Origin of the sequence: Variovorax boronicumulans (assembly GCF_019352895.1) — a bacterium.
Classification (GTDB): Bacteria; Pseudomonadota; Gammaproteobacteria; order Burkholderiales; family Burkholderiaceae_C; genus Variovorax; species Variovorax boronicumulans_A.
On sequence record NZ_JAAAFX010000014.1, the window covers coordinates 274,134 to 300,492 of the forward strand.

A 26,359-nucleotide genomic window follows, 5' to 3' on the forward strand; every position below is an offset into this window, starting at 1 on the left:
AAGCATGGCCGCGGGCTATGCGGGCCTGGACAACGAACTCTTCTACATGGACAAGACCATGATGGTCTTCGGCGACGCCAAGAAGGTCGTGGAAGACATGGGCAAGGCGATCGAGTAGGCCGCGCACACCGCACAGGCCGATCCACATCAGCACAACGAAGGAGCTGCACATGAAGGACAACAAGACAGGAAAGAAGGCGATCCTGGTGATCGGCGCGGGCGACGCCACCGGCGGCGCCATCGCCAAGCGCTTCGCGCGCGAGGGCTACATCGCCTGCGTGACGCGCCGCCAAGCCGAGAAGCTCGCGCCGCTGGTCGACGAGATCAAGGCCGAGGGCGGCGAGGCGCACGGCTTCGGCAGTGATGCGCGCAAGGAAGAGGAGATGGTGGCGCTGGTGGCGCAGATCGAGCGCGACATCGCGCCGATCGAGGTGGCGGTGTTCAACATCGGCGCCAATGTGCGTTTCAGCATCACCGAGACCACGGCGCGCGTGTACTTCAAGGTCTGGGAGATGGCCTGCTTCGGCGGCTTCCTCATGGGCCGCGAGACCGCCAAGGTGATGCTGCCGCGCGGCCGCGGCACGATCATCTTCACGGGGGCCACGGCCAGCCTGCGCGGGCGCGACGGCTATGCGGCCTTCTCGACCGCCAAGCAGGGCCTGCGCGCGCTGGCCCAGAGCATGGGTCGCGAACTCTGGCCCAAGGGCATCCACGTGGCGCACCCGGTGATCGACGGCGCGATCGACACCGAGTTCATCCGCACCACCTTCCCCGAGCGCTACGCGCTCAAGGAACAGGGCGGCATCCTGAGCCCCGAGGCCATCGCCGACGCCTACTGGCAGATCCACATGCAGCCGCGCAACGCGTGGACGCACGAGACCGAGCTGCGTCCCTGGATGGAGGCCTGGTGATGAACGACACGACGAACGACATCTCGCGCGGGCTCGAGGCCGGCGTGCTGCGCCTGGGCTTCGACCGCCCGGCGCGCAAGAACGCCATGACCGGCGCGATGTACCTCGCCCTGGCCGAGGCGCTGCAGCAGGCCGATGCCGACGACGCGGTGCGCGTGGTGCTGATCCACGGCAACGAGGAGGCCTTCTGCGCGGGCAACGACATCGGCGACTTCGCGGCGGCCGCGCCCAGCGAGGGCGAGCGCCCCTCGGCGCGTTTCATGAAGGCGCTGTTGCGCATGGGCAAGCCCGTGGTGGCGGCGGTCAACGGGCCGGCCGTGGGCATCGGCGCGACGATGCTGCTGCACTGCGACCTGGTCTATGCGGGCAGCACCGCGAAGCTGGTGTTCCCCTTCGCCAAGCTGGGCCTGTGCCCGGAGTTCGCCTCGACGCTGCTGCTGCCGGCCAAGCTCGGCCACCAGCGCGCCGCGGCGCTGCTGATGCTGGGCGAGCCCTGCACCGCACAGGAGGCACAGGCGCTGGGCCTGGTCAACGCGGTGCTGCCGCCGGCCGAAGTGCTGCCGCAGGCCTTGAAGGCGGCGGCGCAACTGGCCGCGACCTCGGCGCCGTCGCTGCGCGCCACCAAGGCGCTGATGCGCGGCGAGGAACTCGCGGGTTACGAGGCCCGCATCGCGCAGGAGAACGCGCAGTTCGCGCAGCTGCTCGCATCGCCCGAGGCCAAGGCCGCCTTCGCTGCATTCCTGCAGCGCGGCAAGGGCGGTTGAGCCGACCTTCCAGACCCTGAAGACAAGACAAGGAGACATCCCGTGCGAACCGTTCCCGTCCACTTCCTGTTCGACTTCGGCAGCCCCAATGCCTACATGTGCCACCGCGTGATCCCCGAGATCGAGGCCCGCACCGGTGCCGTGTTCACCTACGTGCCGGTGCTGCTGGGCGGGCTGTTCAAGCTCAGCAACAACCGCTCACCGGCCGAGGCCTTCGCGGACATCGCGAACAAGCGCGCCTACGACAAGCTCGAGGTGCGCCGCTTCGTCGCGAAGCACGGCCTCTCGCGCTACCGGTCCAACCCCTTCTGGCCGGTCAACACGCTGCAGACCATGCGCGGCGCGGTGGCGGCGCAGAAGCTGGGCTGCTTCGAGCCCTACGTGGAGACGGTCTACGCCGCCATGTGGGAGCAGGGCCTGGACATGGCCGACCGCGCGGTCATCGTGCGCACGCTGGACGCGGCCGGCCTCGACGGCCTGGCGATCTACGAGGGCACGCAGGACCCCGAGGTCAAGGCCGAGCTGATGACCAACACGCAGCGCGCCTACGAACGCGGCGCCTTCGGTTCGCCGACCTTCTTCGTCGGCGACGAGATCTTCTTCGGCAAGGACCGGCTGCGCGAAGTCGAGGAAGAGATCGTGCGCGCTCAGGCCGCCGCGGCCTGAGCGCGCCGACGACCCCATCCCAAGAGAGACACGAGACAACAATGAACACTCGACTTTTCATGCGCACGCTCGGTGCGGCCTGCGCGCTGGCCGCTCTTGCGCCGCTGGCGCAGGCGCAGGACAGCGTCACCCACTACCCCGTGCGGCCGATCCGCGTGATGATCGGCTTCGCGCCCGGCGGCTCGACCGATGCGCCGATGCGCGTGCTGGCCGAGCGCGTGGGCAAGATCCTCAAGCAGCCGGTGGTGATCGAGAACAAGCCCGGTGCGGCCGGCGTGATCCCGACGCAGGTGCTGCAGTCCTCGCCCAACGACGGCTACACGCTGGCCATCGCGCCGGCCGGCGTCTACCGCATCCCCTACACCACCGACCTCAAGTGGGACCCGGCCACCGACCTGAGCTACGTCATCGGCATCACCGGCTATGCCTTCGGCACCGTGGTGCAGGCCTCGTCCTCGATCAAGTCCATGGCCGACTTCATCGCGCAGGCCAAGGCCCGGCCCGGCGAGGTCACCTACAGCACGCCGGGCGTGGCGACCACCAACCACCTGACGATGGAGCAGGTGTCGCGCATCGCGGGCATCCAGCTCAACCACGTGCCCTACAAGGGCTCGGCCGAATCGCTGCAGGGGCTGCTCGCGGGCCAGGTCGACTCGGCCGCCGAAACCTCGGCCTTCGTGCCGCAGGTGGACAGCGGCAAGCTGCGGCTGATCGCGGTCTGGGGCGCCAAGCGCATGGCGCGCTACCCCAACGTGCCCACGCTCCGCGAGCTGGGCATCGACATCGTCCAGACCTCCCCCTGGGGCCTGGTCGCGCCCAAGGGGACCGACCCGCGCATCGTCGCGCGGCTGCACGACGCCTTCAAGGAGGCGATGGCCTCGCCGGTCTTCCTCGAGGTGCTGGCGCGCTACGACATGGAACCCGACTACCGGAGTTCCAAGGACTTCCAGCGTTTCGCCGTCGAGTCGATGAAGCGCGAGAAGGCCATCCTCGACACGCTGGGGTTGAGCCGCGCGCGGCAATGACCGGGCGCACAAGCAGAAAGACGGAGACAAGACCATGAAGACACGACAGTTCCTCGCGGGCGGCCTGGCCGCCGCCGCCGTGGGCCTGCTGGGCGGGGCCTCGGCGGCCATCGCGCAGGAGGCCTTCCCCGCGCGCCCGATCAAGGTCATGCTGGGCTTCCCGCCCGGCGGCTCGACCGACACGCCGATGCGCGTGCTGGCCGAGGACGTGGGCCGCATCCTCAAGCAGCCCGTGGTGATCGAGAACAAGCCCGGCGCGGCCGGCCTCATGCCCGCGCAGCTGCTGCAGTCGGCACCGGCCGACGGCTACACGGTGGGCGTGATCCCGGGCAACCTGTTCCGGCTGCCCTACACCGGGACCATGAACTGGAATCCGGCCACCGACATCACGTATGTGATCGGCCTCACGCAGTTCGTCTACGGCGTGGTCGTGCCGCCCAACTCGCCGTTCAAGACCTGGGACGACCTGCTGGCCTATGCCAAGGCCAACCCGGGCCAGCTGACCTATGCGACCTCGGGCGCCTACCTCGCGCAGCACATCACGATGGAGCAGATCGCGCGCATCAAGAACGTGAAGTTCAACCACGTGCCCTACAAGGGCACGGCCGAGGCCCTGAACGCGGTGATGGGCGAGCATGTGATGGCCGCGGCCGACACCTCGGGCTGGGGCCAGGCGGTCGAGGCCGGGCGGCTGCGGCTGCTGGTGACCTTCAACGAGAAGCGCATGGCCAAGTTCCCCAACGTGCCCACGCTCAAGGATGTCGGCATCGACTTCCCGCCGCCCTCGGCCGCCTGGGGCCTGGCGGTGCCGAAGAACACGCCGCCGGCGGTGGTGCAGAAGCTGCACGACGCCTTCAAGCAGGCGATGGAGCTGCCGGGCTTCCGCAACGCGCTGGCCCAGTACTACATGGAGCCTTCGTACATGAGCTCGGTGCAGTACCAGCAATTCGCCGCGGCCTCGGTCAAGCGCGAGAAGACGCTGCTCGACGAGATCGGCTTCGTGCGCGACAAGTAAGCAGGCCGCGCCCGGCCTCAGCGCCGCGCGCCGAGCTGCTGCTCGATGCGGCGCACCGTCTCGATCACGCGCGGGCGGATCTCCTGCATGAAGCTCTCGCGCGACAGCAACTGTGCCGGGCCGGCCGCGTTGATCACCATCACCGGCAGGCCCTGGCCCAGCCGCAGCGGCACCGCGATGCCGTGGATCTCCTTCTGCCATTCGCCGAAGGAGCTGCAGCAGCCGTGCTCGGCCAGGTCCGACACGCCCTGGCGGATGCCCTGCGCTACGCGCGGCCACGAGGTCGGGTCGAGCGCCTCGATGCGTTCTTCCAGGCCCTGGCGTTCGCTAGGCGTCACGCCCGCCAGGTAGGCCCGGCCCATGGCCGTGGTCGCGAGCGGGATGCGCGAGCCGATGTCCAGCCGCAGCGTCACGATCGACTGCCCGCGGCAGACCTCGATGTAGAGCATCGACATGCCGTCGCGGATGCCCAGCGAGATCTGGCTGCCGGTGGCGTTGGCCAGGTCTTCCATCAATGGCCGGCTGACCTCCTTGACGTCGAGCCGCGCCAGCGTGGTGCCGCCCAGCGTGAGCGTGGCCATGCCCAGCCGGTAGCGGCCCGACTCCTCGACGTGGTGCAGGTAGCCCAGCTTGGTCAGCGTGTAGGTCAGCCGCGTCACGGTGGACTTGGGCAGCTTGCAGCGCTCGGACAGGTCCTGGTTGCCCAGCCGCTCCTCGCCCGACTTGAAGCAGCGCAGCACCTCGAGGCCGCGCGCGAGGGCGGTCACGAAATGGCGGTCTTCCTTGCCGTGGGCGCTGCCGGTGGCGTCGTCGTCGGGCGCTTCCTCGGCATCGACGGGGGAGGGGGTCGATCTCTTGGTCATGGTGTGGTGCTGCACAGCGGTTTTTTAATCTGCCACGGAGGTGCTCCGACCCCGCATGGTCCCTCTAGTCTCTTCAAACGAATCGATTGCAGAATTCTAGACTGCATTGCAAAACATTGAGCCCTCGGCGACCAATCCCACAGGAGACCTTCATGCCCACTCTCACGCCCACCGGCATCCACAGCTTTCCCGCGATCGAGCGCGTGCGCTTCGGCCAGCCGGCCGCCGCGGCCGTGGCCATCGAAGCCGCGCAGGCCGGCGCGCAGCGCGTGTTCGTCATGGCCAGCCGCACGCTCAACACCCGCACCGAGGCGATCCGCGAGATCGAGGCCGCGCTGGGCACGCGCCATGCGGGCACCTACGACGGCATGCCGCAGCACACCACGCGCACCGGCGTGGCGCGGGCCGCGCTGGCGGCGCAGGAGGCCGGTGCCGACCTGGTGATGGCGGTGGGCGGCGGCTCGGTGATCGACGGCGCGAAGATGGTCACGCTGTGCCTGCGCCACGGCATGACCGACGCGCACCTGGAGGCGCTCGACCGTTTCGAGGTCAAGCTGGGCGACGACGGCAAGCCCGTGCGGCCGATGTTCGACGGCCCGACGGTGCGCATGGTCGCGGTGCCCAGCACACTCAACGGCGGCGAGTTCAACGCCGGCTGCCTGGTGACCGACGAGCGCCGCAAGCACAAGCAGACCTTCTTCCACATCCACATGATGCCGCGCGCGATCGTGCTCGACCCGGCGCTCACGCTGCACACGCCCGAGACGCTGTGGCTGGGCTCGGCCACGCGCGCGCTCGACCATGCGATCGAGGCGCTGCTGTCGGTCACGGCCACGCCGCTGGCCGACGCGGTGGTGCTGTCGGGCATCGCGCGCATGGCGGCGGTGCTGCCGAAGTGGCAAGCCGCGCCGCACGACCTCGCGCTGCGCGCCGAATGCCAGATCGCCTCGTGGCTGTGCTCCTACGGCCTGTCGAGCCGCGGCGCGCAGGGCGGCGTGATGATGGGGCCGAGCCATGCGATCGGCCATGTGCTGGGCGGCACCTGCGGCGTGCCGCATTACCACTGCACGCCGGTGCTGATGCCGGCCGTGCTGCGCTGGAGCGAGGGCGCCACGGCCGACCGGCAGCGGCTGCTCGCGCAGGCGCTGGGCCAGCCCGGGCTGTCGGCCAGCGAGGCCTTCGCGCGCCTGGTCGCGTCGCTGGGCCTGCCGGCCAACCTGCGCGCGGTGGGCGTGGACGAGAGCCGCTTCGACGAGATCGCGAGGATCAGCATGCACGAGATCTTCACGCGCGGGAACGCACGCCAGATCACCACGCCGGCCGACGTGCGCGAGATCCTCGCGCTTGCGGCCTGAGGCGCGGACGCGCACCGGCGCCTGGCCTGGTCAGAGCCGATCGGCGTCGATCACCGCCTGTGCGAAAGCCTGCGGTGCCTCCTGCGGCAGGTTGTGGCCGATGCCGCCGGTGAGCGTGCGGTGCGCATACTTCCCCGAGAACTTGGCGCGGTACTTCGACGGATCGAGGAAGGGCGCGCCGTTGGCATCGCCTTCGAGCGTGATGGTGGGCACGTCGATCGCAGGCGCCGTCGACAGCCGCTGCTCGATGGCGTCGTACTGCGCGTCGCCCGGCGCCAGGCTCAGGCGCCAGCGGTAGTTGTGCAGCACGATGGCCACGTGGTCGGGGTTGTCGAGCGATGCGGCGCTGCGCTCGAAGGTCGCGGCATCGAAGCGCCACTTCGGCGATGCGCTCTCCCAGATCAGCTTCGCGAACTCGCGCCGGTACTGCGTGTAGCCGGCCGCGCCGCGCGCCGTCGTGAAGTAGTACTGGTACCACCAGTCGAATTCGGCCTTGGGCGGCAGCGGGCGCTTGCCCGCTTCGAGGTTGGTCATGAGGTAGCCGCTCACCGAGACCAGCGAGCGGCAGCGCTCGGGCCACAGCACGGCCATGATGCAGGCCGTGCGCGCGCCCCAGTCGAAGCCGGCGATGCTGGCGCGTTCGATCTTCAGCGCATCCATCAGGGCCAGGATGTCGAGCGCCACGGCCGACTGCTGCGCGTTGCGCAGGGTGCTGGCGGAAAGAAAGCGCGTGCTGCCGTGGCCGCGCAGGTGCGGCACGATCACGCGGTAGCCCGCGGCCGCGAGCAGCGGCGCGGCGTCGACGAAGCTGTGGATGTCGTAGGGCCAGCCATGCAGCAGGAGGGCCACCGGCCCGTCGGCCGGGCCGAGCTCGGCATAGCCGATGTTCAGCAGGCCGGCGTCGATCTGCCGGATCGAAGCGAAGGCCGTGTGGTCACCGCTTCGGCCCGCGGCCGGGCCCGCTTCAGTGGCTTGTGCGTGGGCACTGGCCGCGAGGCCCAGTTGCGCGGCAGCGAGCGTGGCGGCGGCCGTCCCGAAGAAGTGGCGGCGTTGGGGGTCGAGGGGGGCGGGCATCGGTTTTCTCCAGGGCGTTTGCGATGGAGACAGTGGGCCCGCGCGATGTATCCGGGGTGTGTTCGGATCGGGCCGATTTGCATGCCCGTGTAGCCGCTGGGTGCGCAGAGACACTCCGATACAGAACGCCGAGGCCATCGGCGTTCTGCCTCGACGGGCTAGTTCGCCACCTGCGTCCCGAGCGCGATGTAGCGCGCCAGGTGATGGTCCTCGTCGCCCAGCTGGTGGTCGATCATGACCAGCCGCTTGGCGTAGTGGGCCAGCGGCAGTTCCCAGGTCATGCCGATGCCGCCGTGCATCTGGATGCTTTCCTCGGCCACCAGCGTGCCCACGCGGCCGATGGTGAACTTGGCGGCCGACAGCGCGCGTTCGCGCGTCGGGCGGTCGGCGTCGTCGAGCGCGGCCGCGGCGTTGATCACGGCCGAGCGCGCCTGTTCGATCTCCAGCAGCAGCTGCGCCATGCGGTGCTGCAGCGCCTGGAAGCTGCCGATGGGCACGCCGAACTGCTTGCGCGTGCGCAGGTACTCGAGCGTGGCCTGGCGCGCCGCGTCCATCGCGCCCAGCGATTCGGCGCACAGCGCGAGCAGGCCGCGGCCGACCGCATACTCGAGCAGCGCGAAGCCTTCGCCTTCGGTGCCCAGCAGTGCCTCGGCGCCCAGCACCACGTTGTCGAGCGTGAGCTCCGCGGCCCGGCCGCCGTCCACGCGCGGGTAGCCGCGCCGTGCCAGGCCCGCGGTGTCGCGCGGCACCAGGAACAGCGAAAGGCCGGCCTCGTCGTACTGCTCACCGGCGGTGCGCGCGCTCACCAGGTACAGCTCGGCCTGCTCGCCCTGCAGCACCACGGCCTTGGCACCGTCGAGGCGCCAGCCCTCGCCGCTGCGGCGTGCGGTGGTGGCGACGTTGGCCAGCTCGTAATGCGATGCGGGTTCGTCGTGCGCCAGCGCGGCCACGGTGCGGCCTTCGATCACCGCGTCCAGCAGCGGCCTGTGCGCCGAGCCGCCGGCCCGTGCGATCGCACTGCCCACCACCAGCGCGCCGAGGAAGGGTTCGACCACCAGGCCGCGGCCCAGGCTCTCGAAGACCACGGCGATGTCGAAGCCGTCGCCGCCGAAGCCGCCCTCGGCCTCGCCGAACAGCGCGCCCAGCGCGCCGAGTTCGGCGAAGCGCTGCCAGAGCTCGGTGCTGAAGCCGCGCGTGGATTGCGCGATGTGGTCGCGGGTGGCGAAGCCGTACTGCTCGGCCACGAAGCGGTCCAGCGTTTCCGCCAGCATGCGGCGTTCTTCGGTGTGTTCGAAGTTCATGGTGTGGCGTTCACAGTCCCAGGATCATCTTGGAGATGATGTTCTTCTGGATTTCGTTGGAGCCGCCGAAGATCGACAGCTTGCGGTTGTTGAAGTACAGCGCCGCGGCGCCGGCCGCGTCGGCCGGGCCCACGGGCGCCTCGCCATAGCCCTCGCGCAGCGCGGCCTCGATGTAGGGCTGCGCATAGGGGCCCATCGCGCGGCGCATCAGCGACGACAGCTCCTGCCGCAGCTCGGTGCCGCGGATCTTGAGCATCGAGCTCTCGGCGCCGGGCACGCCGCCGCCGGCCACGGCCGCGAGCACGCGCAGGTTGGTGGTCTTCATGTTCTCCAGGTCGATCTCGGCGCGTGCCAGGCGCGCGGCGAACAGCGGGTCCTGGGCCAGCGGGCGGCCGTTGCGGCGCTGCGTGGCGGCGGTGCGTCGCAGGCGCTCCATCAGCGCCACCGAGAAGCCCACGCCCGCGATGTTGGTGCGCTCGTAGGTCAGCAGGTACTTGGCGTAGGTCCAGCCCTTGTTCTCCTCGCCCACCAGGTTCTCGGCCGGCACGCGCACATCGGTGAAGAACACCTCGTTGACCTCGTGCTCGCCGTCGAGCGTGATGATGGGCCGCACCTCGACGCCGGGCGAGGCCATGTCGACCAGCAGGAAGCTGATGCCGGCCTGCTTGCTGACTTCCTTCGAGGTGCGCACCAGGCAGAAGATCATGTTGGCGTGCTGGCCCAGCGTGGTCCAGGTCTTCTGGCCGTTGACCACGTAGTGGTCGCCGTCGCGCACCGCGGTGGTCTTGACCGAGGCCAGGTCGGAGCCGGCGCCGGGCTCCGAGTAGCCCTGGCACCACCAGTCGCTGCCGTCGAGGATGCGCGGCAGCCAGTGGCGCTTCTGCGCTTCGTTGCCGTACTTGATGAGCACCGGCGCGAGCATGTTGACGCCGAAGGGCACCACGCGCGGCGTGCCGTAGAGCGCGCACTCGTTCTCGAAGATGAACTTCTCGATCGCGGTCCAGCCCGGGCCGCCGTGCTCCTTGGGCCAGTGGTTGCCCAGCCAGCCCTGCGCGTTGAGGATCGCGTGCCACTCGACCATGTCGGCCTTGGCCGGCCGCTTGCCGCTGCGCACCAGGTCCGACAGGCGGGCCGGCACCTTGGCCGCGAGAAAGGCCTGCACCTCGCGGCGGAAGGCTTCTTCTTCAGGGGTGAAATTCAGATCCATGAATGCAGTGGTTCAGAAGATCTCGAACAGGCCCGCAGCGCCCATGCCGCCGGCGATGCACATCGTGACCACCGCGTACTTGGCGCCGCGGCGCTTGCCTTCGATCAGCACATGGCCCGCGAGCCGCGCGCCGGTCATGCCGAAGGGGTGGCCGATGGAGATGCTGCCGCCGTTGACGTTGAGCAGTTCGTCGGGCAGGCCGAGCTTGTCGCGGCAGTAGATCGACTGCGAGGCGAAGGCCTCGTTGAGTTCCCACAAACCGATGTCGCTGACCTTCAGGCCATGGCGCTGCAGCAGCTTGGGCACCGCGAACACCGGGCCGATGCCCATCTCGTCGGGCTCGCAGCCGGCCACGGCCATGCCGCGGAAGGCGCCCAGGGCCTTGAGGCCCAGGCGCTCGGCTTCCCTGGCCTCGACCAGCACGCAGGCCGAGGCGCCGTCGGACAGCTGCGAGGAGTTGCCGGCGGTGATGAACTTGTCGGGGCCGTTGACGGGCGCGAGCTTGGCCAGCGCCTCGTAGGTGGTGCCGCGGCGGTTGCAGGTGTCGGCATCGACCGTGACCTCGCGCTCCGTCACCGCGCCCGTGGCCTTGTCGGTGACGGCCATGGTGGTGGTGACCGACACGATCTCGTCGCGGTAGCGGCCGGCCAGCTGGGCCTCCTCGGTGCGGCGCTGGCTCTCGGCGGAGAAGATGTCCTGCGCTTCGCGGCTGATGCCATAGCGCGAGGCCACGATGTCGGCGGTCTCGATCATCGAGAGGTAGAGCTCGGGCTTGTGTTGCTGGATCCACGGGTCGATGCCGGTCTCGCCGTCTTCGCGCGAGCGGATGCCCGAGATGCTCTCGACGCCGCCCGCGATCATGGCCGGCGCGCCGTCGACCACGATGCGGCCCGCGGCGATCGCGATGGCCTGCAGGCCCGAGGCGCAGAAGCGGTTGACGGTGGTGCCCGCGATGCCGATCGGCAGGCCGGCGCGGATCACGCTCTGGCGCGCGATGTTGCGGCCGGTGCGGCCTTCGGGGTAGCCGCAGCCGAGCACCGCGTCCTCGATCAGCGCGGGGTCGATGCCCGCGCGGTCGACCGCGGCGCGCACCGCGAAGGCGGCCAGCGTCGGGCCGGGCGTGATGTTGAATTCGCCGCGGTGCGCCTTGGTGAGCGGGGTGCGGGCGGTTGAAACGATGACGGCTTCGCGCATGGTGTGTGGTCTCCGGAAATGAAGGGGTGGGTTATTCGGTCGTGTTCAGGCTGGCGAAGTCGGCGCTGCGCGCCACCAGCTCGACCAGCAGCGGCGAGGGCCGCCAGAAGATCGGGTCTTCCTTGGCGAAGGCCTCGATGTCGGCCAGCACCGTGGCCAGGCCGACCGTGTCGGCGTAGTGCATCGGGCCGCCGCGGTAGCGCGGGAAGCCGTAGCCCGAGAGGAAGGCCACGTCCACGTCGAGCGGGCGCAGCGCGATGCCTTCGTGCACGACGTTGGCGCCCTCGTTGACCATCGCCGCCATGTAGCGGCGCACGATCTCGGCGTCGCTGAAGGGGCGCGGCGTGACGCCGGCGCGGGCGCGCTCGGCCTCGACGATGGCCAGCACCTCGGGGTCGGGCTGGCCGGTGCGCGCGCCTTCGGGATAGAGGTAGTAGCCGCGGCCGGTCTTCTGGCCGAACCAGCCGCGCTCGCAGATGCGGTCGGCGATCTGCACATAGCGCGCCTTCGGGTCGCGCGTGGTGGCGCGGCGCTTGCGCGTGGCCCAGCCGATGTCGCCGCCCGCGAGGTCGGCCACCTGGAACGGGCCCATGGGGTAGCCGAAGTCGCGCAGCGCCTGGTCGATCTGGTAGGGCGAGGCGCCGTCTTCCACCATGTGGTCGGCCGCGGCGCGGTACACCGCCAGCACGCGGTTGCCGATGAAGCCGTCGCACACGCCCGCGCGCACCGGCACCTTCTTCAGCTGCTTGGCGAGCGCGAAGGCCGTGGCCACGGCCTCGGCGCCGGTGGTGGCGGGCACCACGATCTCCAGCAGCTTCATGATGTTGGCCGGCGAGAAGAAGTGCAGGCCGATCACGTCGGCCGGGCGCGAGGTGGCGGCGGCGATGCGGTCGATGTCGAGATAGGAGGTGTTGGTGGCGAGCAGCGCGCCGGGCTTGCACACGCGGTCGAGTTCGGCGAAGACCGCGAGCTTGACGTCCATGTCCTCGAACACGGCCTCGATCACCAGGTCGACGTCGGCCAGCGCGTCGTAGCGCGTGCTGCCGGTGAAGCGCGCCATCACCGCGGCCTTGGCTTCGGCGCCGATGCGGCCCCTGGCGATCAGGCCGTCGTAGACCTTCTCGACGTTGGCACGGCCGCGCGCCAGCGCGGCCTCGTCGCGCTCGACCATGGTCACGGGCAGGCCCGCGTCGAGCACCGACACCGCGATGCCCGCGCCCATGGTGCCGCCGCCCACGATGCCCACGTGGGCCAACGTGCGAGGCTTGGCGCTGCGTGTCTCGGGCGCCTTGGCCACTTCGCGCTCGGCGAAGAAGGCGTGGATCAGCGCGGCGCGCTGCGGGTTGGCCAGGCATTCGGTGAAGGCCGCGCGTTCGAACGCCAGGCCCTCGTCGAAGGGCTGGTCGAGCGCGGCCTGCACCGCGTCGACGATCTTCAGCGGCGAGAACAGGCCGCGCGCCTTCTTCGCGGTCTCGGCACGCGCGGCATCGATCGCGGCCTGGCTCCCGGCGCGGTCCTGCAGGCCGCTCGCATCGCGCGTGGGACGGGGCAGGGCGCCGCTGGCGAGCAGTTCGCGCGCATAGCCGAGGCCGGCTTGCGTGGCATCGGCGGCCTCGCCGAGCCGGTCGACCAGGCCCAGCGCCAACGCTTCCTTGGCACCGACGTGGCGGCCGCTGAGCATCAGCTCGAGGGCCGCCTTGGCGCCGATCAGCCGCGGCGCGCGCTGCGTGCCGCCCGCGCCGGGCAGCAGGCCCAACAGCACTTCGGGCAGGCCGAGCCTGGCGTCGGGCAAGGCGATGCGGTAGTGCGCCGACAGCGCGACCTCGAGCCCGCCGCCCAGCGCGGCGCCGTGCAGCGCGGCGATCACGGGCTTGGCGCAACCCTCGAGGCGGCGGCAGACCTCGGGCAGCGCGGGCGGCTGCGGCGCCTGGCCGAACTCGCGGATGTCCGCGCCAGCGATGAAGCCGCGGCCCCGGCCCACCAGCAGCAGGGCGCGCACCGAGGCATCGGCCTCGGCCGCTTCGACGGCGGCCAGCAGGCCGCGGCGCACGGCCGCGCCGAGCGCGTTGACCGGCGGGTTGTCGACGGTCACGACCAGGACGCCGTCGGCGATGCGGTAGTTCACGGGGGAGGGAGAGGCGGGAAGGGCGTCGGTCATCGTCGTTGTCTCGTGCGGGCGGCGCGTGCCGAGGCACGGCCTGGGAAAGGAGCCGGTGCCGCATTCTTCGGGGCCCAGGGCGTCTTGACAATGGGATGGCTGATTGACATGCTGTCAAAGAAATTTTGACAATCAACCGGCGAGGGTGGCGCAAGGATGGCAACGGAGATGGACTTGAGCGCGCTCGCGCTGCTGGTGGAGATCCTGGACGCGGGCAACCTCAGCGAGGCCGCGCGGCGGTTGCGCATGAGCCGGGCCAACGTCAGCTACCACCTGGCGCAGCTCGAGCGCTCGGTGGGCGCGCAGCTGGTGCGCCGCACCACCCGTCGCGCCGAGCCGACCGAGATCGGGCTGCGGCTCTATGCGCACGGGCGCCGGATCCAGAACGAGCTGCTGGCCGCGCGCGAGTCGGTCTCGTCCCTGGGCGACGAACTGCGCGGCCAGGTGCGCCTGAGCGTGCCCAGCGGCTACGGCCAGCTCGTGATGTCCGACTGGCTGCTGGACTTCAAGCGGCGCTACCCGGGCATCGTGCTCAACGTGATGTTCGAGAACCGGGTCGACGACCTGCTGCGCGACGAAGTCGACTTCGCGATCCGCGTGATGCCCGAACCGCCGGCCGCGCTGGTGGCGCGCGAGCTGGGCGTGGTGCGCTACGTGGCCTGCGCCTCGCGCGCCTATGCGGCGGCGCATGCGCTGCCGACGCAACTCGCGGACCTGGCGGGCGCGCCGGTGATCACCGCCTCGGTGGTCGGCAAGCAACTTCGCGTGTCGGCCTATGCCGAGGGCGAGCGCGAGGAATTGCTGCTCGAACCCACGCTGATCTCGGAGAACTTCGTGTTCCTGCGCCAGGCCATCCTGGCCGGGCTGGGCATCGGCCTGGTGCCCGACTACGTGGTGCAGCCCGACATCGCGAGCGGCGAGGTGGTGACGGCGCTCGACGCGCTGCAGCTGAGCATCTTCGGCACCCGCATGTTCATGCTCTACATGCCCAACCGCCACCACACGCGCGCGGCCTCCACCTTCATCGACTTCATCCTCGAACGAGCGAAGGAAGAGGGGCGGCGACCCTAGGGACGCGGGCTGTCGAGGGGACAGGGCTTCCGCCTCGAAAGCGCCGGGCCGGGGATCGGTCGGCTTGTCCGGAGGTGCTCCCCGAGCGCCGGCCGCTGCGCGGTCCGCCCGGGCGCCGAACACCGCACCAAAGAAGCACAAATGGCCGCCAACATGGCGCAATTCGGCAAATATTTGCCAATTGATGCACCTGATTCTGGCGCGAAAGATATTCCGGACGGATTCCCGTTCGACGAAATTGAGCGTTGTACGAATATCCGTACGCGCTTGAATGATCAAACGCACTTCAAACGCCGGATTTGTGGGTTTTCATATCGAAACTCGGGTTTACGAGGTAAACAAGCTGGCACAGACCATGCTCCAGTACGCATGCCCCGATTCTCGTGAGCGACCCCGTGCAAAGGCCGTCCAAAGCGGTTTTGCATCAATTCGTAGTTCCAGGAGTAGAAATGATTGATATAAGTAATTTGCGTCTTTCGGTATTGGCTGCCGCCTTGGCCCTTGCTGCGTGCGGCGGCAGCAACGACACGCAGGTCTCGACCACGCCTCCGGTGAGCGAAACACCCACGCCTTCCCCCGATCCATCGACCCCGACCGATCCCAATAAATTCGTCATTCCGCCGGAAGTCGTCGCGGCTGCGGCCAAGATCGATGGCGATGCGCAAATCAAGGCGTTGCTGGCGGACCAGAGTTCGGCCACCGCCGCGAAATCGCGCTGGAATCAATTCCTCGAGCTGGTGAAAATCGCGTCGCCGTCGCGCTCCGAACTCCGCATGGCTGCCGAAATTCACCAGCGCATGAGGAACGAATGGGGATTTTCTGCCACCGAGGTCAAGACCCGTGCCGACGGCATCATGTTTGGCACCGACGTGAATGTGGTCGACGGCCTGCCGGTCTATAACGCCTGCGTCGAAATCAAGGGCTCGTATTCCAGCTCTGACGCCGCGAAGCATTACAACGGCCAATTCCCGAAGGTGCTGGTCGAAGGGCACATCGACGTGGTCAACCCGGAAAGCCTGCCGCCGGCCGGCGATCCCTTCAACAAGATCCGCCTGCAGCCCTTCAGCCAGGCCGTGGTCGAGACGCCGGCCCAACTCGCCGCGATCAACGACGTGCTGCGCTTCGATGGGACCGGCCGGGTCATCGAAGATACGAACTACGGGATCGCCAGCAAGGTCTTCGCCAACGAAGCCGCCGCGAAGGACGGCGGCGGCGTGCGGGTGTATGTGCCGGGCTACGGCGACATGATGTCCAGCACCTCCAACGCCTTCGTGCTGGCCGCGGCGATGAAGAAGTTCAAGATCCGGCCGGTCTACGACGTCTGGATCTGCGGCACGGCGGGCGAGGAAGGCAAGGGCAACCTGGCCGGCATGAAGCAGCTCTTCGGCTTCGAGCAGGACCTCGGCACCGGATCGAACCCGCTGAACTTCGTCTCCAGCATGGGCCTGGAAGGCGGCGGTACCGTCAACTTCCTGGGCAGCTACCGCTTCGAGATGAAGTTCAAGGCGCCAGCCACGCCCGGCACCGGCGACCCGAGCGCCCCGGAAGCCATGGCAGCGGCCATCGCGAAGATCGCCGACGTGAAGACCCCGTCCGAACTTCGCAAGGATGCGCCCCGGACGACCTACACGGTCGGCCGTGCATCGTGCGAGGCGCCGGCCGTCGGCAGCAGCGTCGTGCCGAGCTGCTCGCTGGAAGTCGACATGCGTTCGCCGATCACGGAAACCCTCAACGAGGTGCGCGCGTCCATCGTGCCGCAGTTCCAGGCCGGCCTGGTCGCGGAGAACGCGCGTTACAGCCGTGCCGAGGGCAGCGCGCAAGCCCTGTCCATGGAACAGGTCTGGTACGGACTGCGTCCCGCCTTCGTCCTGACGCAGCCCAACACCCCCGCGATCCATGCAGGCATCCAGTCGGGCCTGACCACCGGAACGGACACCCGCACCACGGTCAACACGTCTTCGGGCAGCCTGAACGACAACGTGCCGGCCAACACCGGTGTGCCGACCTACAACTTCACCCTGGCCTCCAATGCCGCCGGTGCGGGCGGCCATGCCTTCTGGGAGTGGGGCACACGCGGCACGCCTGAGCTGGAAGTGCAGCGCATGCGCCGGGTGCTCACCGCCACCCTGATCCAGTCCGGCTACCACGCCGCGGACGGCACCATCATCCAGCCCTCCGTCGGTCCCATCGGCAACCGCACCCGCGAAGTGCGCTAAGGAGCAAACATGAACACCCAATCTCTGACCAAATCCCTTTGCCTGGCCGCGTTGGCACTGGCTGGCTTTTCCGCCCAGGCCCAACAGACGGGCAGCGTCGCCGTCGAGTTCCAGGGGCCGGGAGGCCACAGCAGCGGCAACTACGGTCGCACCAGCGCCCTTCATGCCGCAGGGCGTGCAGTGATCTTCCTGCAGCAGGCCAACCTTCTCAGCGGCAGCTACGTCATCACCAACGTGACCGGCGGCAATTCGGTCAACAGCATCGCATCCGATGGACTGATCGAACTGCGGCTGACCGCGGCCGACGCGACGGCCTATGCCGACGTGGTGGCCAAGATCACGGCAGCGGCCAAATCAGGCGCCGATGCGGAAAACGCCTTCCGGGGCGTCAAGGCGGGTGAACTGACGGCTGGCGCGCGGGCGGATATCCGCTACACCGTGACCCAGCGTTAACCCATCGGGCGGCGATGCAGGGCGCACTGACGCCCGGCATCGCCGCCCAGTAAAAAAGGGGCGTGCGAATGCCTCATCCATTTCGGAAGTGCCTGCACGGGCCTGCAATCCAGATGCATGAATGCCGTAGGCGAATCGAGAATTTATGGAAGCTCTAGAGGCTTGGATTTGAGACGGCCAAAGGCACGTCGTGGCTGGCTGGTGCTTTGTGGGTCCATTGCATTTTTTGTATTTGGCAGCGCGGGCGTCGTTCATTCCCAGGACATCGACACGCTCAAACGCATCGCGGACACCGGTACCGTTCGCCTGGGCCATCGCGAATCGTCCATTCCATTTTCCTATTACGACGAAAAACGCAATGCGGTCGGCTTCTCGCACGACCTCATGCTCAAAATCGTCGACACCCTCAAGTCGAATCTCGGGCTCCCGGGTTTGACGATCAAATTGGTTCCTGTCACGCCGCAAAATCGTCTGGCATTGGTTCAGAACGGCAGCGTCGACATCGAATGCGCATCGACCACCCACAACCAGGAACGCGCCCGGCAGGTCGCCTTTTCCACATCTTTTTTCCAGATCGGGACACGTCTTCTTACACATCGATCCTCGGGCATCCATGATTTCTCCGATCTCGCGGGTAAACGCGTGGCGGTGACTTCGGCGACGACCTCCGAGCGCCTCCTGAGAACCTACAATGAACGTTCTGTGAAAGGATTTCGCATCCTGGTGGGCAAGGACCACGGCGAATCTTTTGAATTGGTGACCAGCGGCAAGGCCGATGCTTTCATGATGGACGACGCCTTGTTGTATGGCGAGCGTGCAAAGGTTGCCAATCCCCAGGACTGGGACGTCGTGGGCACGCCAATGTCTTCTGAGGTGTACGGATGCATGATGCGGTTGAAGGATCAACAGCTGAAGCAGATCGTCGATGGTGCGCTGATAAAAATGATGACGAGCGGTGAAATATTGAAGGTGCACCAGAAGTGGTTTCAAAGGCCGATTCCACCACGCGGACTGAATTTGGCCTGGCCGCCTTCGCCGGAATTGCGGCAGCTGTACGCACACCCCAACGACCAGCCGTCGGAATAACGCGCCCATGTTGCGGGGTGCGGCAGTTGCCAATATTCTCAAGGGCGCCAGCGGCGTCGTGGCATTGCTATTGGTATTTGCCGCTGCCTTCTTTTCCTACCAGCGGGGGAAGGAGGTCGGTATTCGGCAACTCCAGACCGAAGCCAACCATCGGCTCGACCTTTTTGCGTCGGCGGTAGAGGGCGTCGCCAAACCCCTCGAGAACATTCCGGCCACCATCCAGCTGCACCCGGAGGTGCTGGAGATCCTGCGCACGCCCGGCACCTTGCGCTCCACCCGCGCGGTGAACGACTACCTCCGGCGTCTCAACGCCCATGTGGGCGGGCTGGCGGCGTTCACCGTGAACGTGAGGGGCGTGGTGGTCGCTTCGAGCAACACCACCACGCATGACGACAGCCTGTTGGGCACCGACGTGTCTTTCAGGCCTTACTTCCTCGACTCGCTTGCCGGTCGTGTGGGCAAGCATTTCTCCATCGGCATCGACGGCGGCGGCGCCGGGTACTTCGTCTCGTACCCGGTGCGTGACGGGGCGGTGGTGGTGGGCGTGGCGGTGATCAAGATCGGGCTGCACCCGGTCGATCAGCTGTGGAACCTGGTCGGTTCGCCCGCGCTGATCGCCGATGCCAACAACGTGGTGATCCTGGCCTCCCGGCCCGAATGGCAATACCGCGCGATCTCGCCGCTGACCGTGGAGCAGCGCGTGAACTTGCAGCTCACCCGGGCCTATTCCGATCTCGAAATTCTGCCCATTCAGGGTTTTCCGACCGTCGGCGACGATGTCGATGTCCGAACCGACAGCCAGAAAATGACGCTGATCCGGCCGCTCGACGGCATGGACTGGCGCGTGAGCATCGTGCTCGACCTGAAGCAGGTGCACCGCGCGGCGCGGATGGCGGCGCTCACCGGCGGCGGCGGCGCCACCTTGCTGTTGCTGCTGGCGCTGGCTGCGGTCCAATGGCGTCGCATCGCCAAGCAGCGTCGGCTGGTGCGGCGGATGCTGGAGCAGTCGAATGTGGCCCTCGAAATCAAGGTGGCGGAGCGCACGCACGACCTGAGCACCATCAACGATCAGTTGCGCCGCGAAGTGCACGAACGCAATGTGGCCGAGCAGTCGTTGCGCGCCGCGCAAAGCGAACTGGTGCAGGCGGGCAAGATGGCGGTCCTGGGACAGCTGTCGGCCGGCATCACCCATGAACTCACCCAGCCGCTGGGCGCGATGCGCACGATTGCAGGCAATGCAGAGGAATTCCTGCTTCGCGGGAAGCTGGACAGCGCGACACAGAACCTGAAGATCCTCGGCCGGCTGGTCGATCAGATGGGCAGCATCATCCAGCCCTTGAAGAACTTCGCCCGGAAGTCGGAGCCCGTCTTTCAGAAAGTCGATCTGAGCAAATCGCTCGACGACGCGCTTTTTCTGCTCAGCAGCAGGATACGAGCGCTCCAGGTTGAAATTTCCAACCCGGTCGGCAAGGGGCAGTTCTTCGTTCGTTGCGAACAGAATCGACTCGAGCAGGTGTTGATCAACCTCCTGAGCAATTCGCTGGACGCACTCGGAGAGCAGGATCTGCCGAGGGTCATCACGATCCGCGCAGAGCAGGGCGGCGATGGGTCATGCGATGCGTTCATGACCCGCATCAGTGTTTCGGACAACGGCTCGGGCATGGACGAAGCCACGCGCGCCCGGTTGTTCGAACCTTTTTTCACCACCAAGGAAAGCGGCGCGGGCCTCGGCCTGGGCCTGGTCATTTCGCGTGACATCCTGACCGAGTTTGGCGGCACGATCGAAATCGTGTCCACGCCGTCCCGCGGCACCTGCTTTCGTTTGAGGATACCGTCGTATGAATCGTGATGAATGTCCCGGCAGCAACCTGATGGTCCTGCTGGTGGAAGACGAACCCGACATGCGCCTGGGCTGCACACAGGCCCTCGACCTCGAAGGCATACCCTCCCGAGCGGTGGCGAGCGTGGAGGACGCACGGCCCTTGTTGCAGCCCGGATTTGCGGGCGTGGTCATCACCGACATGAAGCTGCCTGGCGAGGACGGTCTGGCGCTCATCAAGTTCTGCCGCCAGCTCGACGCAGAACTGCCGGTGGTGATGATCACCGGGCATGGAGACGTTCGACTGGCCGTGGAAGCCATGCGAAACGGCGCCTACGACTTCATCACCAAACCCTTTTCCAGGGAAACGCTGCTGGACGTGACCCGGCGCGCGCTCGAGAAACGGAAGCTCACGCTGGAAGTATTGAAGCTGAGGCAAAGCCTGGCCGATCTGCACGGGTTTGAGAGGCAGCTCGTCGGCGCCTCCGAACACATCAAGAGCGTACGGCTCCTGACGGCCGAGCTGGCGGCTTCCCCTGTCGATGTACTGATCTCCGGTGAAACAGGGACCGGCAAGGAAGTCGTCGCGCAGGCATTGCACACCCAGTCCGACCGCCGTCAGGGGCCGTTCGTCGTCATCAACTGCGGCGCCATGTCCGATCCGCTCCTCGATGACGAACTCTTCGGGCACGAGCCTGGCGCGATGCCCGGCGTGCTCGAGAAGCGCATCGGAAAGATCGAGTTCGCGAACGGGGGCACCTTGTTCCTGGATGAACTGGAGTCGATGTCCATCTCGATGCAGATGAAACTGCTGCGGGTGATCCAGGACCGGAAGATCGAGCGCATCGGCTCCAATGAGCAGCTGCATGTGGACGTCCGCATCATCGCGGCGACCAAGATCAACCTGCTTCAGGCCGCGCAGGAAGGGACGTTCAGGGCCGACCTGTATTACCGGCTGAACATCGCGTCGGTCAAGATGGCGCCGTTGCGCGAGCGGCGGGAGGACATTCCGGTCCTGCTCAACCATTTCCTGCTGCTGGCGTCCAGCCGCTATGCGCGGCCGCTGCCCGAGATCAGCCAGGCGCAGCAGCACCAGCTGCTGGCACACGACTGGCCCGGCAATGTGCGGGAACTCAAGAACATCGCCGAATGCCTGGTGCTGAACGTGCCGTGCGGCGTCATCACGCGGCGCGAGCCCGATGCGGACCCCGACCTGGACAACGATCCGGGGCTGGTCGACATGGTCGAGAACTTCGAGAAGGCGATCATCGAAAGCGTGTTGGTCAAACACAGCGGCAACGCGTCATTGAGCGCCCGGTCGCTGAAGGTGCCCAAGACCACGCTGGCCGACAAGCTGAGGAAATACAACCTCTCTACCAAACGCGACGACGGCCAGCTTGCGGCGACGCGTGTTCGCCAAGACGGTGCGACAGAAAGAGATTCCCAGGAATTCGTGGAGTAGGGCACCTCAAAGGTCGATGGCGCGCCAGACCTAGGCTCTCTTCAATTCGAACACCAGGCAGGTGGTGGTGGCGTGCGCGTACAGCGTGCCGTCGGGCCCGACCAGCCGCGCCTCGGCCGTGGCCAGCTGGCGACCGCAATGGATCACCCGGCCCTCGGCGCGCACGCGCTGCACCTTGGGCGTGACGCCCTTCACATAGTTCACGCCGAGCTCGGCCGTGGTGTAGCTGCGGCCCGCCGGCAGCATGGTGTGCACCGCGCAGCCCAGTGCCGAGTCGAGCAGCGTCGCGACCCAGCCGCCGTGGATCGTGCCCAGCGGGTTCAGGTGCCGCGCCATCGGCGTGCCCTGGAACACCGCCACGCCGGCCTGCACCGAGAGCACGGTGAAGTCGAGCGTCTTGGCGATGGCGGCGTAGGGGATCTCGCCGTCGATCATGGCCTGCATGATCTCGAGGCCGCTCTTGCCTTCGATCTCTTCGAGACTGGCGACCCCGGGGCCGGGACCCGCATCGAGCCGCTTGGTGACGCGGCGCTCTTCTTCGATCCAGGCTTCGAGCTGGTGGCTGGGTGATGTCATGCCTATGTTCCCCTTGTGGGCTTTGGGATGGAGGGTGAGTTGCATATGCAACAGTTGCACCTACAATAATATCCCATGAACACCTCCCTCAAGCCGAGCGGCTGCACCAACTTCAAGGTCCGGCAACTGTCGCGCCGGCTGTCGCAGCGTTACGACGCCGAGGTCGCGCAGAGCGGGCTCAAGACCACGCAGTACTCGCTGCTGTCGAACCTGGCGCGGCTGGGTCCGTCGCGGCCGGTGGACCTGGCGGCCGAACTCCAGATGACGGCCTCGACGCTGAGCCGCAACCTGCAGCCGTTGATCGGCGCGGGCTGGATCGTGCAGAGCGCGGGTGCCGACGCGCGCAGCCAGCTGGTGCAGGTCACCGCGTCGGGCGAGGCCAAGCGCCGCGAGGCGCAGCAGTACTGGAAGACGGCGCAGCAGAAGATGAACGCGCTGCTGGGCGTGGAGCGCGTGATCGCGCTGCACCAGCTGATCGACGAGGCGATGGCGCTGCTCGGGGCCGACGACGGCTCGGCCGTCGACGACTGATCGCCATCCCACTCAGGACCTCCCACACCTTTTTCTCGCGCGTGCCAGCCCTACGCAGGCATGCGTCTCTCGCCTCCTCACATTCCATTCCAACAGCCGAGGTCCCATGTTCGCCACCCAAGTCTCCGCATGGCTCCAGCGCCGCGGCATCCACTACGGATGGATCGTCGCCGCCATCACCTTCCTGACCATGCTGACCATGTCGGCGGCGCTGGGCCTGCCGGGCGCGATGCTGCAGCCGCTGACCAAGGAGTTCGGCTGGAGCACCGAGCAGATCTCGTCGGCGCTGGCGCTGCGCTTCGCGCTGTTCGGCCTGATGGGCCCCTTCGCCGCGGTGCTGATGGAACGCTACGGCCTGCGCGCGGTGATCTGCACCGGGCTCACGCTGGTCGGCCTGGGCATGGCGCTGGTCACCATGGCTTCGCAGCTGTGGCAGCTGTTCGTGCTCTGGAGCCTGCTGCTGGGCCTGGGCACCGGCATGACCGCGCTGGTGCTCGGCGCGGTGGTGGCCAACCGCTGGTTCGTGGCGCGCCGTGGCCTCGTCATCGGCATGCTCACCGCCAGTTCGGCCACCGGCCAGCTGGCCTTCCTGCCCTTCGCGGCCTGGATGATCGAGCACTGGGGCTGGCGCTCGGCCATCGTGCCGATCGTGATCGGCAGCATCCTGATCGGCGTGCTCGCGCTGTGCCTGATGCGCAACCGGCCTTCGGACATCGGCCTGCTGCCCTACGGTGAGAAGCCCGGCACGCAGCCCGCGGCACCCGCCGTCGCTGCGCCCATGATGAACTTCGCCACGCCCTTCCGCGTGCTCAAGGAAGTCTCGACCAACCGCACCTTCTGGATCCTGGCCGGGACCTTCTTCATCTGCGGCCTGAGCACCAACGGCCTGGTGCAGACCCATTTCATCTCGCTGTGCGGCGACTACGGCATGAGCGCCGTGCCCGCGGCCTCGGTGCTCGCGATGATGGGTGCCTTCGACTTCGTGGGCACCATCCTTTCGGGCTGGCTGTCGGACCGCTACGACAACCGCAAGCTGCTCTTCTGGTACTACGGCCTGCGCGGGCTCTCGCTGTTCTGGCTGCCGCATTCGGAGTTCACGATCTACGGCCTGGGCATCTTCGCGATGTTCTACGGCCTCGACTGGATCGCCACCGTGCCGCCGACCGTCAAGCTCGCGGGCGCCACCTTCGGCCCGGCCAAGGTCGGCCTGGTCTTCGGCTGGATCTTCGCCGCGCACCAGCTGGGCGCCGCCACGGCCGCGTACGGCGCGGGCTTCGCGCGCACGCTGCTGCTGACCTACACCCCGGCCCTGTACGCCGCCGGTGCCGCCTGCCTGGTGGCCGCGGTGATCGTGCTGCTGATCCGCCGTCCCGCGGCCAAGACCGGTGCGGCCGTCCCGGCTGCGGCCCGTGCCTGAACACCCGCGCCAGGAACTGCGATGACCACCTCGGACCTCGACCCCCGCACACGCCAGCTGCTCGAGGCGCCCATCGTGCCCACGCTGTTGCGTCTGGCCGCACCCAACGTGGTGGTGATGGTGGCGCAGGCCTCCGTCGGCCTGATCGAGACCTACTTCGTCGGCAAGCTCGGCACCGACGCACTGGCCGGCATGGCGCTGGTGTTTCCGATCGTGATGCTGATGCAGATGACCTCGGCCGGCGCCGTGGGCGGCGGCATCGCCTCGGCCATCGCGCGCGCCTTGGGCGCCAAGCGCATGGACGATGCGCGCGCGCTGGTGCTGCATGCCATCGCGGTGGCGCTGTGCTTCGGCGTGCTGTTCAGCGTGGTGTTGCTGTTCGGCGGGCGCTGGCTCTATGCGGAGATGGGCGGCAGCGGCGCCTCGCTGGAGGCGGCCATCACCTACTCGCACTGGGTGTTCGCGGGCGCAGTGCTGGTCTGGCTCTTCAACTCGCTGGCAGCCGTGATCCGCGGCACCGGCAACATGGCCGTGCCCGCCAACGTGACGGTGGCCGGCGTGGTGGTGCTGATCCCGCTGTCGCCGCTGCTGATCTTCGGCTGGGGCCCGGTGCCGGCCATGGGCATCGCGGGCGGCGCGATGGCGCTGCTGCTGTACTACCTGCTGGGCACCGCGGCACTGCTGCTCTACATGCGCTCGAAGCGCAGCCTGCTCAAACTCTCGTTCGCCGGCCTGCAGCTGCGCTGGCCGCTGTTCCGCGACATCCTGCGCGTGGGCCTGATCTCGGCCATCGCGACGGTCTGCGTCAACCTGTCGATCGGCGTCGCGACCGCATTGGCCGGCCAGTTCGGGCCCGGCGCCATCGCGGGCTACGGCACCGCCTCGCGCCTGGAGTACCTGCTGGTGCCGCTGGTCTTCGGGCTGGGCGCGCCGCTGCTGGCCATGGTCGGCACCTGCATCGGCGCCGGCCAGCGCGAGCGCGCGCTGCGTGCCAGCTGGATCGGCGTGGGCATGGCCTTCGCGCTGACCGAGACCATCGGCCTGGCCGCGGCGCTGTTCCCGCGCCCCTGGCTGCTGCTGTTCGGCAACGACCCGGCCATGCTGGATGCCGGCACGCACTACCTGCGCGCGGTGGGGCCGTTCTACGGTTTCTTCGGCGTCGGCCTGGTGCTGTATTTCGCCTCGCAGGGGGCAGGGCGCCTCTACTGGCCGGTGATGGGCAACCTCGCGCGGCTCGCGGTCGCGGGCCTGGGCGGCTGGCTGGCGCTGCGCTGGAGCGGCCAGCTGAGCCATGTCTTCGTCGCCCAGGGCGTGGCCCTGGTGGTCTACGGCGTGATCACGGCCGCCGCGATCGCCGGCGGCGCCTGGTTCGGCCGCGTGGGCTGGCCGCGCACGCCGAGTGCGCTGATGCAGCGGCTGCAAGGCGCGTAGGCGCGGTTCCTCATCTCTCCTTTTCTCCTCACCCCGAAAGCAATCCATGAAGCTCCAAGATTCCGTCGTCTTCATCACCGGCGCCAACCGCGGCCTGGGCCTGGCCTTCGCACAGGCCGCGCTGGCCGCTGGCGCACGCAAGGTCTATGCGGCCGCCCGCAACCCGGCCAGCATCACGCTCCCGGGCGTGGTGCCGATCGCGCTCGACGTCACCGATGCGGCGCAGGTCGCGGCCGCGGTGCGCGCCTGCGGCGATGTCACGCTGCTGATCAACAACGCCGGCATCTCGCTGGGCGCCGACCTGCTGTCGCCGGGCTCGGTCGAGAAGGCGCGCGCCGAGTTCGAGACCAACTTCTTCGGCGTCTGGGCGCTGGCCGCGGCCTTCGCGCCGGTGCTCAAGGCCAACGGCGGCGGGGCGATCGTCAACGTGCTGTCGGCACTGGCCTGGGCCACCTTCCCGAGCGTGGCGACCTACAGCACCTCCAAGGCCGCGGCCTGGTCGCTGAGCAACGGTTTGCGCAACGAACTGCGCGAGCAGGGCACGCAGGTGACCAGCCTGCACGTGGGCTACATGGACACCGACATGACCGACGGCATCGACGCCCCGAAGAGCGCACCGGCCGACGTGGCACGCGTCACGCTCGAAGGCGTGGAGGCCGGTTTGTTCGAGGTGCTGGCCGACGACGTGAGCCGCGGCGTCAAGGCCAGCCTGTCGAGCGCCACGCCGGCTTACGCGGGCTGAGCGCGCGACAACGTCCCGATCG

The 26,359-nt window shown here is 68.0% G+C and carries 25 protein-coding genes; 18 read left to right on the forward strand and 7 right to left on the reverse strand.

Features of this window, described 5'->3' with window-relative positions; translation table 11 throughout:
* The 6 genes from K0H49_RS30835 to K0H49_RS27715 form a co-directional block, all read left to right on the forward strand.
* The coding region (locus tag K0H49_RS30835; RefSeq protein ID WP_257625297.1) for an NAD(P)(+) transhydrogenase (Re/Si-specific) subunit beta at positions 1-118 on the forward strand (118 nt) is incomplete at its 5' end.
* 52 nt (positions 119-170) lie between these two features.
* The gene (locus K0H49_RS27695) at positions 171-911 is read left to right on the forward strand and encodes an SDR family oxidoreductase (protein ID WP_219219705.1); all 741 of its coding nucleotides are present in this window, start codon (positions 171-173) and stop codon (positions 909-911) included.
* Positions 911-1,675, forward strand: a complete 765-nt coding sequence (locus K0H49_RS27700) for an enoyl-CoA hydratase (protein WP_219219706.1) — start codon at positions 911-913, stop codon at positions 1,673-1,675. The genes K0H49_RS27695 and K0H49_RS27700 overlap by 1 nt, the downstream gene beginning before the upstream one ends.
* A gap of 42 nt (positions 1,676-1,717) precedes the next feature.
* A complete protein-coding gene (locus tag K0H49_RS27705) occupies positions 1,718-2,341 on the forward strand; it encodes a 2-hydroxychromene-2-carboxylate isomerase (protein WP_219219708.1) in 624 nt (207 codons plus the stop codon).
* Between the two features lie 41 nt (positions 2,342-2,382).
* Positions 2,383-3,366, forward strand: coding sequence for a tripartite tricarboxylate transporter substrate binding protein (locus K0H49_RS27710; RefSeq protein WP_219219710.1), 984 nt, complete (start codon positions 2,383-2,385; stop codon positions 3,364-3,366).
* Between the two features lie 34 nt (positions 3,367-3,400).
* The gene (locus K0H49_RS27715) at positions 3,401-4,381 is read left to right on the forward strand and encodes a tripartite tricarboxylate transporter substrate binding protein (protein ID WP_219219712.1); all 981 of its coding nucleotides are present in this window, start codon (positions 3,401-3,403) and stop codon (positions 4,379-4,381) included.
* A 17-nt stretch (positions 4,382-4,398) separates the two neighbouring features.
* Here K0H49_RS27715 and K0H49_RS27720 read toward each other — a convergent pair whose 3' ends face one another.
* Positions 4,399-5,244 (reverse strand): IclR family transcriptional regulator, encoded by an 846-nt coding sequence (locus K0H49_RS27720; RefSeq protein ID WP_219219714.1) that lies wholly within the window; start codon positions 5,242-5,244, stop codon positions 4,399-4,401.
* 152 nt (positions 5,245-5,396) lie between these two features.
* Here K0H49_RS27720 and K0H49_RS27725 point away from each other — a divergent pair, with 152 nt between their 5' ends.
* Positions 5,397-6,599: an iron-containing alcohol dehydrogenase gene (locus tag K0H49_RS27725; RefSeq protein ID WP_219219716.1), complete on the forward strand. Its 1,203-nt coding sequence runs from the start codon at positions 5,397-5,399 to the stop codon at positions 6,597-6,599.
* Between the two features lie 30 nt (positions 6,600-6,629).
* Here the strand turns inward: K0H49_RS27725 and K0H49_RS27730 are convergent, their stop codons facing one another.
* The 5 genes from K0H49_RS27730 to K0H49_RS27750 all read right to left on the reverse strand — a co-directional run bounded on the left by K0H49_RS27730 (position 6,630) and on the right by K0H49_RS27750 (position 13,533).
* Positions 6,630-7,673 (reverse strand): alpha/beta fold hydrolase, encoded by a 1,044-nt coding sequence (locus K0H49_RS27730; RefSeq protein WP_219219718.1) that lies wholly within the window; start codon positions 7,671-7,673, stop codon positions 6,630-6,632.
* 158 nt (positions 7,674-7,831) lie between these two features.
* Positions 7,832-8,974 (reverse strand): acyl-CoA dehydrogenase family protein, encoded by a 1,143-nt coding sequence (locus K0H49_RS27735; RefSeq protein ID WP_219219720.1) that lies wholly within the window; start codon positions 8,972-8,974, stop codon positions 7,832-7,834.
* A 10-nt stretch (positions 8,975-8,984) separates the two neighbouring features.
* Positions 8,985-10,181, reverse strand: coding sequence for an acyl-CoA dehydrogenase family protein (locus K0H49_RS27740; RefSeq protein ID WP_219219722.1), 1,197 nt, complete (start codon positions 10,179-10,181; stop codon positions 8,985-8,987).
* A 12-nt stretch (positions 10,182-10,193) separates the two neighbouring features.
* Positions 10,194-11,375: an acetyl-CoA C-acyltransferase gene (locus tag K0H49_RS27745; protein ID WP_219219723.1), complete on the reverse strand. Its 1,182-nt coding sequence runs from the start codon at positions 11,373-11,375 to the stop codon at positions 10,194-10,196.
* A gap of 31 nt (positions 11,376-11,406) precedes the next feature.
* The gene (locus tag K0H49_RS27750) at positions 11,407-13,533 is read right to left on the reverse strand and encodes a 3-hydroxyacyl-CoA dehydrogenase NAD-binding domain-containing protein (protein ID WP_219219725.1); all 2,127 of its coding nucleotides are present in this window, start codon (positions 13,531-13,533) and stop codon (positions 11,407-11,409) included.
* A gap of 168 nt (positions 13,534-13,701) precedes the next feature.
* Between K0H49_RS27750 and K0H49_RS27755 the strand changes: the two genes are divergently transcribed.
* From K0H49_RS27755 to K0H49_RS27785, 7 genes are all read left to right on the forward strand, one after another.
* On the forward strand, positions 13,702-14,604 hold the full coding sequence (locus K0H49_RS27755) for a LysR family transcriptional regulator (RefSeq protein WP_219219727.1): 903 nt from the start codon (positions 13,702-13,704) through the stop codon (positions 14,602-14,604).
* A 141-nt stretch (positions 14,605-14,745) separates the two neighbouring features.
* Complete coding sequence (locus tag K0H49_RS27760) at positions 14,746-14,991, forward strand: hypothetical protein (protein WP_219219728.1); 246 nt, start codon at positions 14,746-14,748, stop codon at positions 14,989-14,991.
* Positions 14,988-16,820: a peptidase M20 gene (locus tag K0H49_RS27765; protein WP_219219731.1), complete on the forward strand. Its 1,833-nt coding sequence runs from the start codon at positions 14,988-14,990 to the stop codon at positions 16,818-16,820. Before K0H49_RS27760 ends, K0H49_RS27765 begins: the two co-directional genes overlap by 4 nt.
* 9 nt (positions 16,821-16,829) lie before the next feature.
* Positions 16,830-17,273, forward strand: a complete 444-nt coding sequence (locus K0H49_RS27770) for a peptidase dimerization domain-containing protein (RefSeq protein WP_219219733.1) — start codon at positions 16,830-16,832, stop codon at positions 17,271-17,273.
* A gap of 168 nt (positions 17,274-17,441) precedes the next feature.
* Positions 17,442-18,359, forward strand: a complete 918-nt coding sequence (locus tag K0H49_RS27775) for a transporter substrate-binding domain-containing protein (protein ID WP_374122444.1) — start codon at positions 17,442-17,444, stop codon at positions 18,357-18,359.
* Positions 18,360-18,366: 7 nt separating this feature from the next.
* Positions 18,367-20,208 carry an ATP-binding protein gene (locus K0H49_RS27780; RefSeq protein ID WP_219219736.1) on the forward strand — a complete coding sequence of 614 codons (1,842 nt, stop codon included), beginning with the start codon at positions 18,367-18,369 and terminating at the stop codon, positions 20,206-20,208.
* Positions 20,198-21,640 carry a sigma-54-dependent transcriptional regulator gene (locus tag K0H49_RS27785; RefSeq protein WP_219219738.1) on the forward strand — a complete coding sequence of 481 codons (1,443 nt, stop codon included), beginning with the start codon at positions 20,198-20,200 and terminating at the stop codon, positions 21,638-21,640. Before K0H49_RS27780 ends, K0H49_RS27785 begins: the two co-directional genes overlap by 11 nt.
* A 30-nt stretch (positions 21,641-21,670) precedes the next feature.
* On the opposite strand, the gene K0H49_RS27790 is transcribed toward K0H49_RS27785, so the two are convergent.
* The gene (locus tag K0H49_RS27790; protein WP_219219740.1) at positions 21,671-22,216 is read right to left on the reverse strand and encodes a PaaI family thioesterase; all 546 of its coding nucleotides are present in this window, start codon (positions 22,214-22,216) and stop codon (positions 21,671-21,673) included.
* 75 nt (positions 22,217-22,291) lie between these two features.
* Between K0H49_RS27790 and K0H49_RS27795 the strand changes: the two genes are divergently transcribed.
* The 4 genes from K0H49_RS27795 (at position 22,292) to K0H49_RS27810 (ending at position 26,337) form a co-directional block, all read left to right on the forward strand.
* Positions 22,292-22,747: a MarR family winged helix-turn-helix transcriptional regulator gene (locus K0H49_RS27795; protein ID WP_219219741.1), complete on the forward strand. Its 456-nt coding sequence runs from the start codon at positions 22,292-22,294 to the stop codon at positions 22,745-22,747.
* 106 nt (positions 22,748-22,853) lie between these two features.
* On the forward strand, positions 22,854-24,164 hold the full coding sequence (locus K0H49_RS27800; protein ID WP_219219743.1) for an MFS transporter: 1,311 nt from the start codon (positions 22,854-22,856) through the stop codon (positions 24,162-24,164).
* 21 nt (positions 24,165-24,185) lie between these two features.
* Complete coding sequence (locus tag K0H49_RS27805) at positions 24,186-25,595, forward strand: MATE family efflux transporter (RefSeq protein ID WP_219219745.1); 1,410 nt, start codon at positions 24,186-24,188, stop codon at positions 25,593-25,595.
* A gap of 46 nt (positions 25,596-25,641) precedes the next feature.
* Positions 25,642-26,337, forward strand: coding sequence for an SDR family oxidoreductase (locus K0H49_RS27810; RefSeq protein ID WP_219219747.1), 696 nt, complete (start codon positions 25,642-25,644; stop codon positions 26,335-26,337).
* Positions 26,338-26,359: the final 22 nt, after the last annotated feature.

What these genes read in the sequence shown, in the direction of transcription:
- K0H49_RS27780 (WP_219219736.1), top strand. Translation starts at nt 18,367, where the DNA reads ATGTTGCGGGGTGCGGCAGTTGCCAATATTCTCAAGGGCGCCAGCGGC.
- K0H49_RS27710 (WP_219219710.1), top strand. Translation starts at nt 2,383, where the DNA reads ATGAACACTCGACTTTTCATGCGCACGCTCGGTGCGGCCTGCGCGCTG.
- K0H49_RS27725 (WP_219219716.1), top strand. Translation starts at nt 5,397, where the DNA reads ATGCCCACTCTCACGCCCACCGGCATCCACAGCTTTCCCGCGATCGAG.
- K0H49_RS27745 (WP_219219723.1), bottom strand. Translation starts at nt 11,375, where the DNA reads ATGCGCGAAGCCGTCATCGTTTCAACCGCCCGCACCCCGCTCACCAAG.
- K0H49_RS27715 (WP_219219712.1), top strand. Translation starts at nt 3,401, where the DNA reads ATGAAGACACGACAGTTCCTCGCGGGCGGCCTGGCCGCCGCCGCCGTG.
- K0H49_RS27740 (WP_219219722.1), bottom strand. Translation starts at nt 10,181, where the DNA reads ATGGATCTGAATTTCACCCCTGAAGAAGAAGCCTTCCGCCGCGAGGTG.
- K0H49_RS27755 (WP_219219727.1), top strand. Translation starts at nt 13,702, where the DNA reads ATGGACTTGAGCGCGCTCGCGCTGCTGGTGGAGATCCTGGACGCGGGC.
- K0H49_RS27810 (WP_219219747.1), top strand. Translation starts at nt 25,642, where the DNA reads ATGAAGCTCCAAGATTCCGTCGTCTTCATCACCGGCGCCAACCGCGGC.
- K0H49_RS27800 (WP_219219743.1), top strand. Translation starts at nt 22,854, where the DNA reads ATGTTCGCCACCCAAGTCTCCGCATGGCTCCAGCGCCGCGGCATCCAC.
- K0H49_RS27790 (WP_219219740.1), bottom strand. Translation starts at nt 22,216, where the DNA reads ATGACATCACCCAGCCACCAGCTCGAAGCCTGGATCGAAGAAGAGCGC.
- K0H49_RS27750 (WP_219219725.1), bottom strand. Translation starts at nt 13,533, where the DNA reads ATGACCGACGCCCTTCCCGCCTCTCCCTCCCCCGTGAACTACCGCATC.
- K0H49_RS27785 (WP_219219738.1), top strand. Translation starts at nt 20,198, where the DNA reads ATGAATCGTGATGAATGTCCCGGCAGCAACCTGATGGTCCTGCTGGTG.
- K0H49_RS27700 (WP_219219706.1), top strand. Translation starts at nt 911, where the DNA reads ATGAACGACACGACGAACGACATCTCGCGCGGGCTCGAGGCCGGCGTG.
- K0H49_RS27735 (WP_219219720.1), bottom strand. Translation starts at nt 8,974, where the DNA reads ATGAACTTCGAACACACCGAAGAACGCCGCATGCTGGCGGAAACGCTG.
- K0H49_RS27730 (WP_219219718.1), bottom strand. Translation starts at nt 7,673, where the DNA reads ATGCCCGCCCCCCTCGACCCCCAACGCCGCCACTTCTTCGGGACGGCC.
- K0H49_RS27760 (WP_219219728.1), top strand. Translation starts at nt 14,746, where the DNA reads ATGGCCGCCAACATGGCGCAATTCGGCAAATATTTGCCAATTGATGCA.
- K0H49_RS27720 (WP_219219714.1), bottom strand. Translation starts at nt 5,244, where the DNA reads ATGACCAAGAGATCGACCCCCTCCCCCGTCGATGCCGAGGAAGCGCCC.
- K0H49_RS27795 (WP_219219741.1), top strand. Translation starts at nt 22,292, where the DNA reads ATGAACACCTCCCTCAAGCCGAGCGGCTGCACCAACTTCAAGGTCCGG.
- K0H49_RS27770 (WP_219219733.1), top strand. Translation starts at nt 16,830, where the DNA reads ATGAACACCCAATCTCTGACCAAATCCCTTTGCCTGGCCGCGTTGGCA.
- K0H49_RS27695 (WP_219219705.1), top strand. Translation starts at nt 171, where the DNA reads ATGAAGGACAACAAGACAGGAAAGAAGGCGATCCTGGTGATCGGCGCG.
- K0H49_RS27805 (WP_219219745.1), top strand. Translation starts at nt 24,186, where the DNA reads ATGACCACCTCGGACCTCGACCCCCGCACACGCCAGCTGCTCGAGGCG.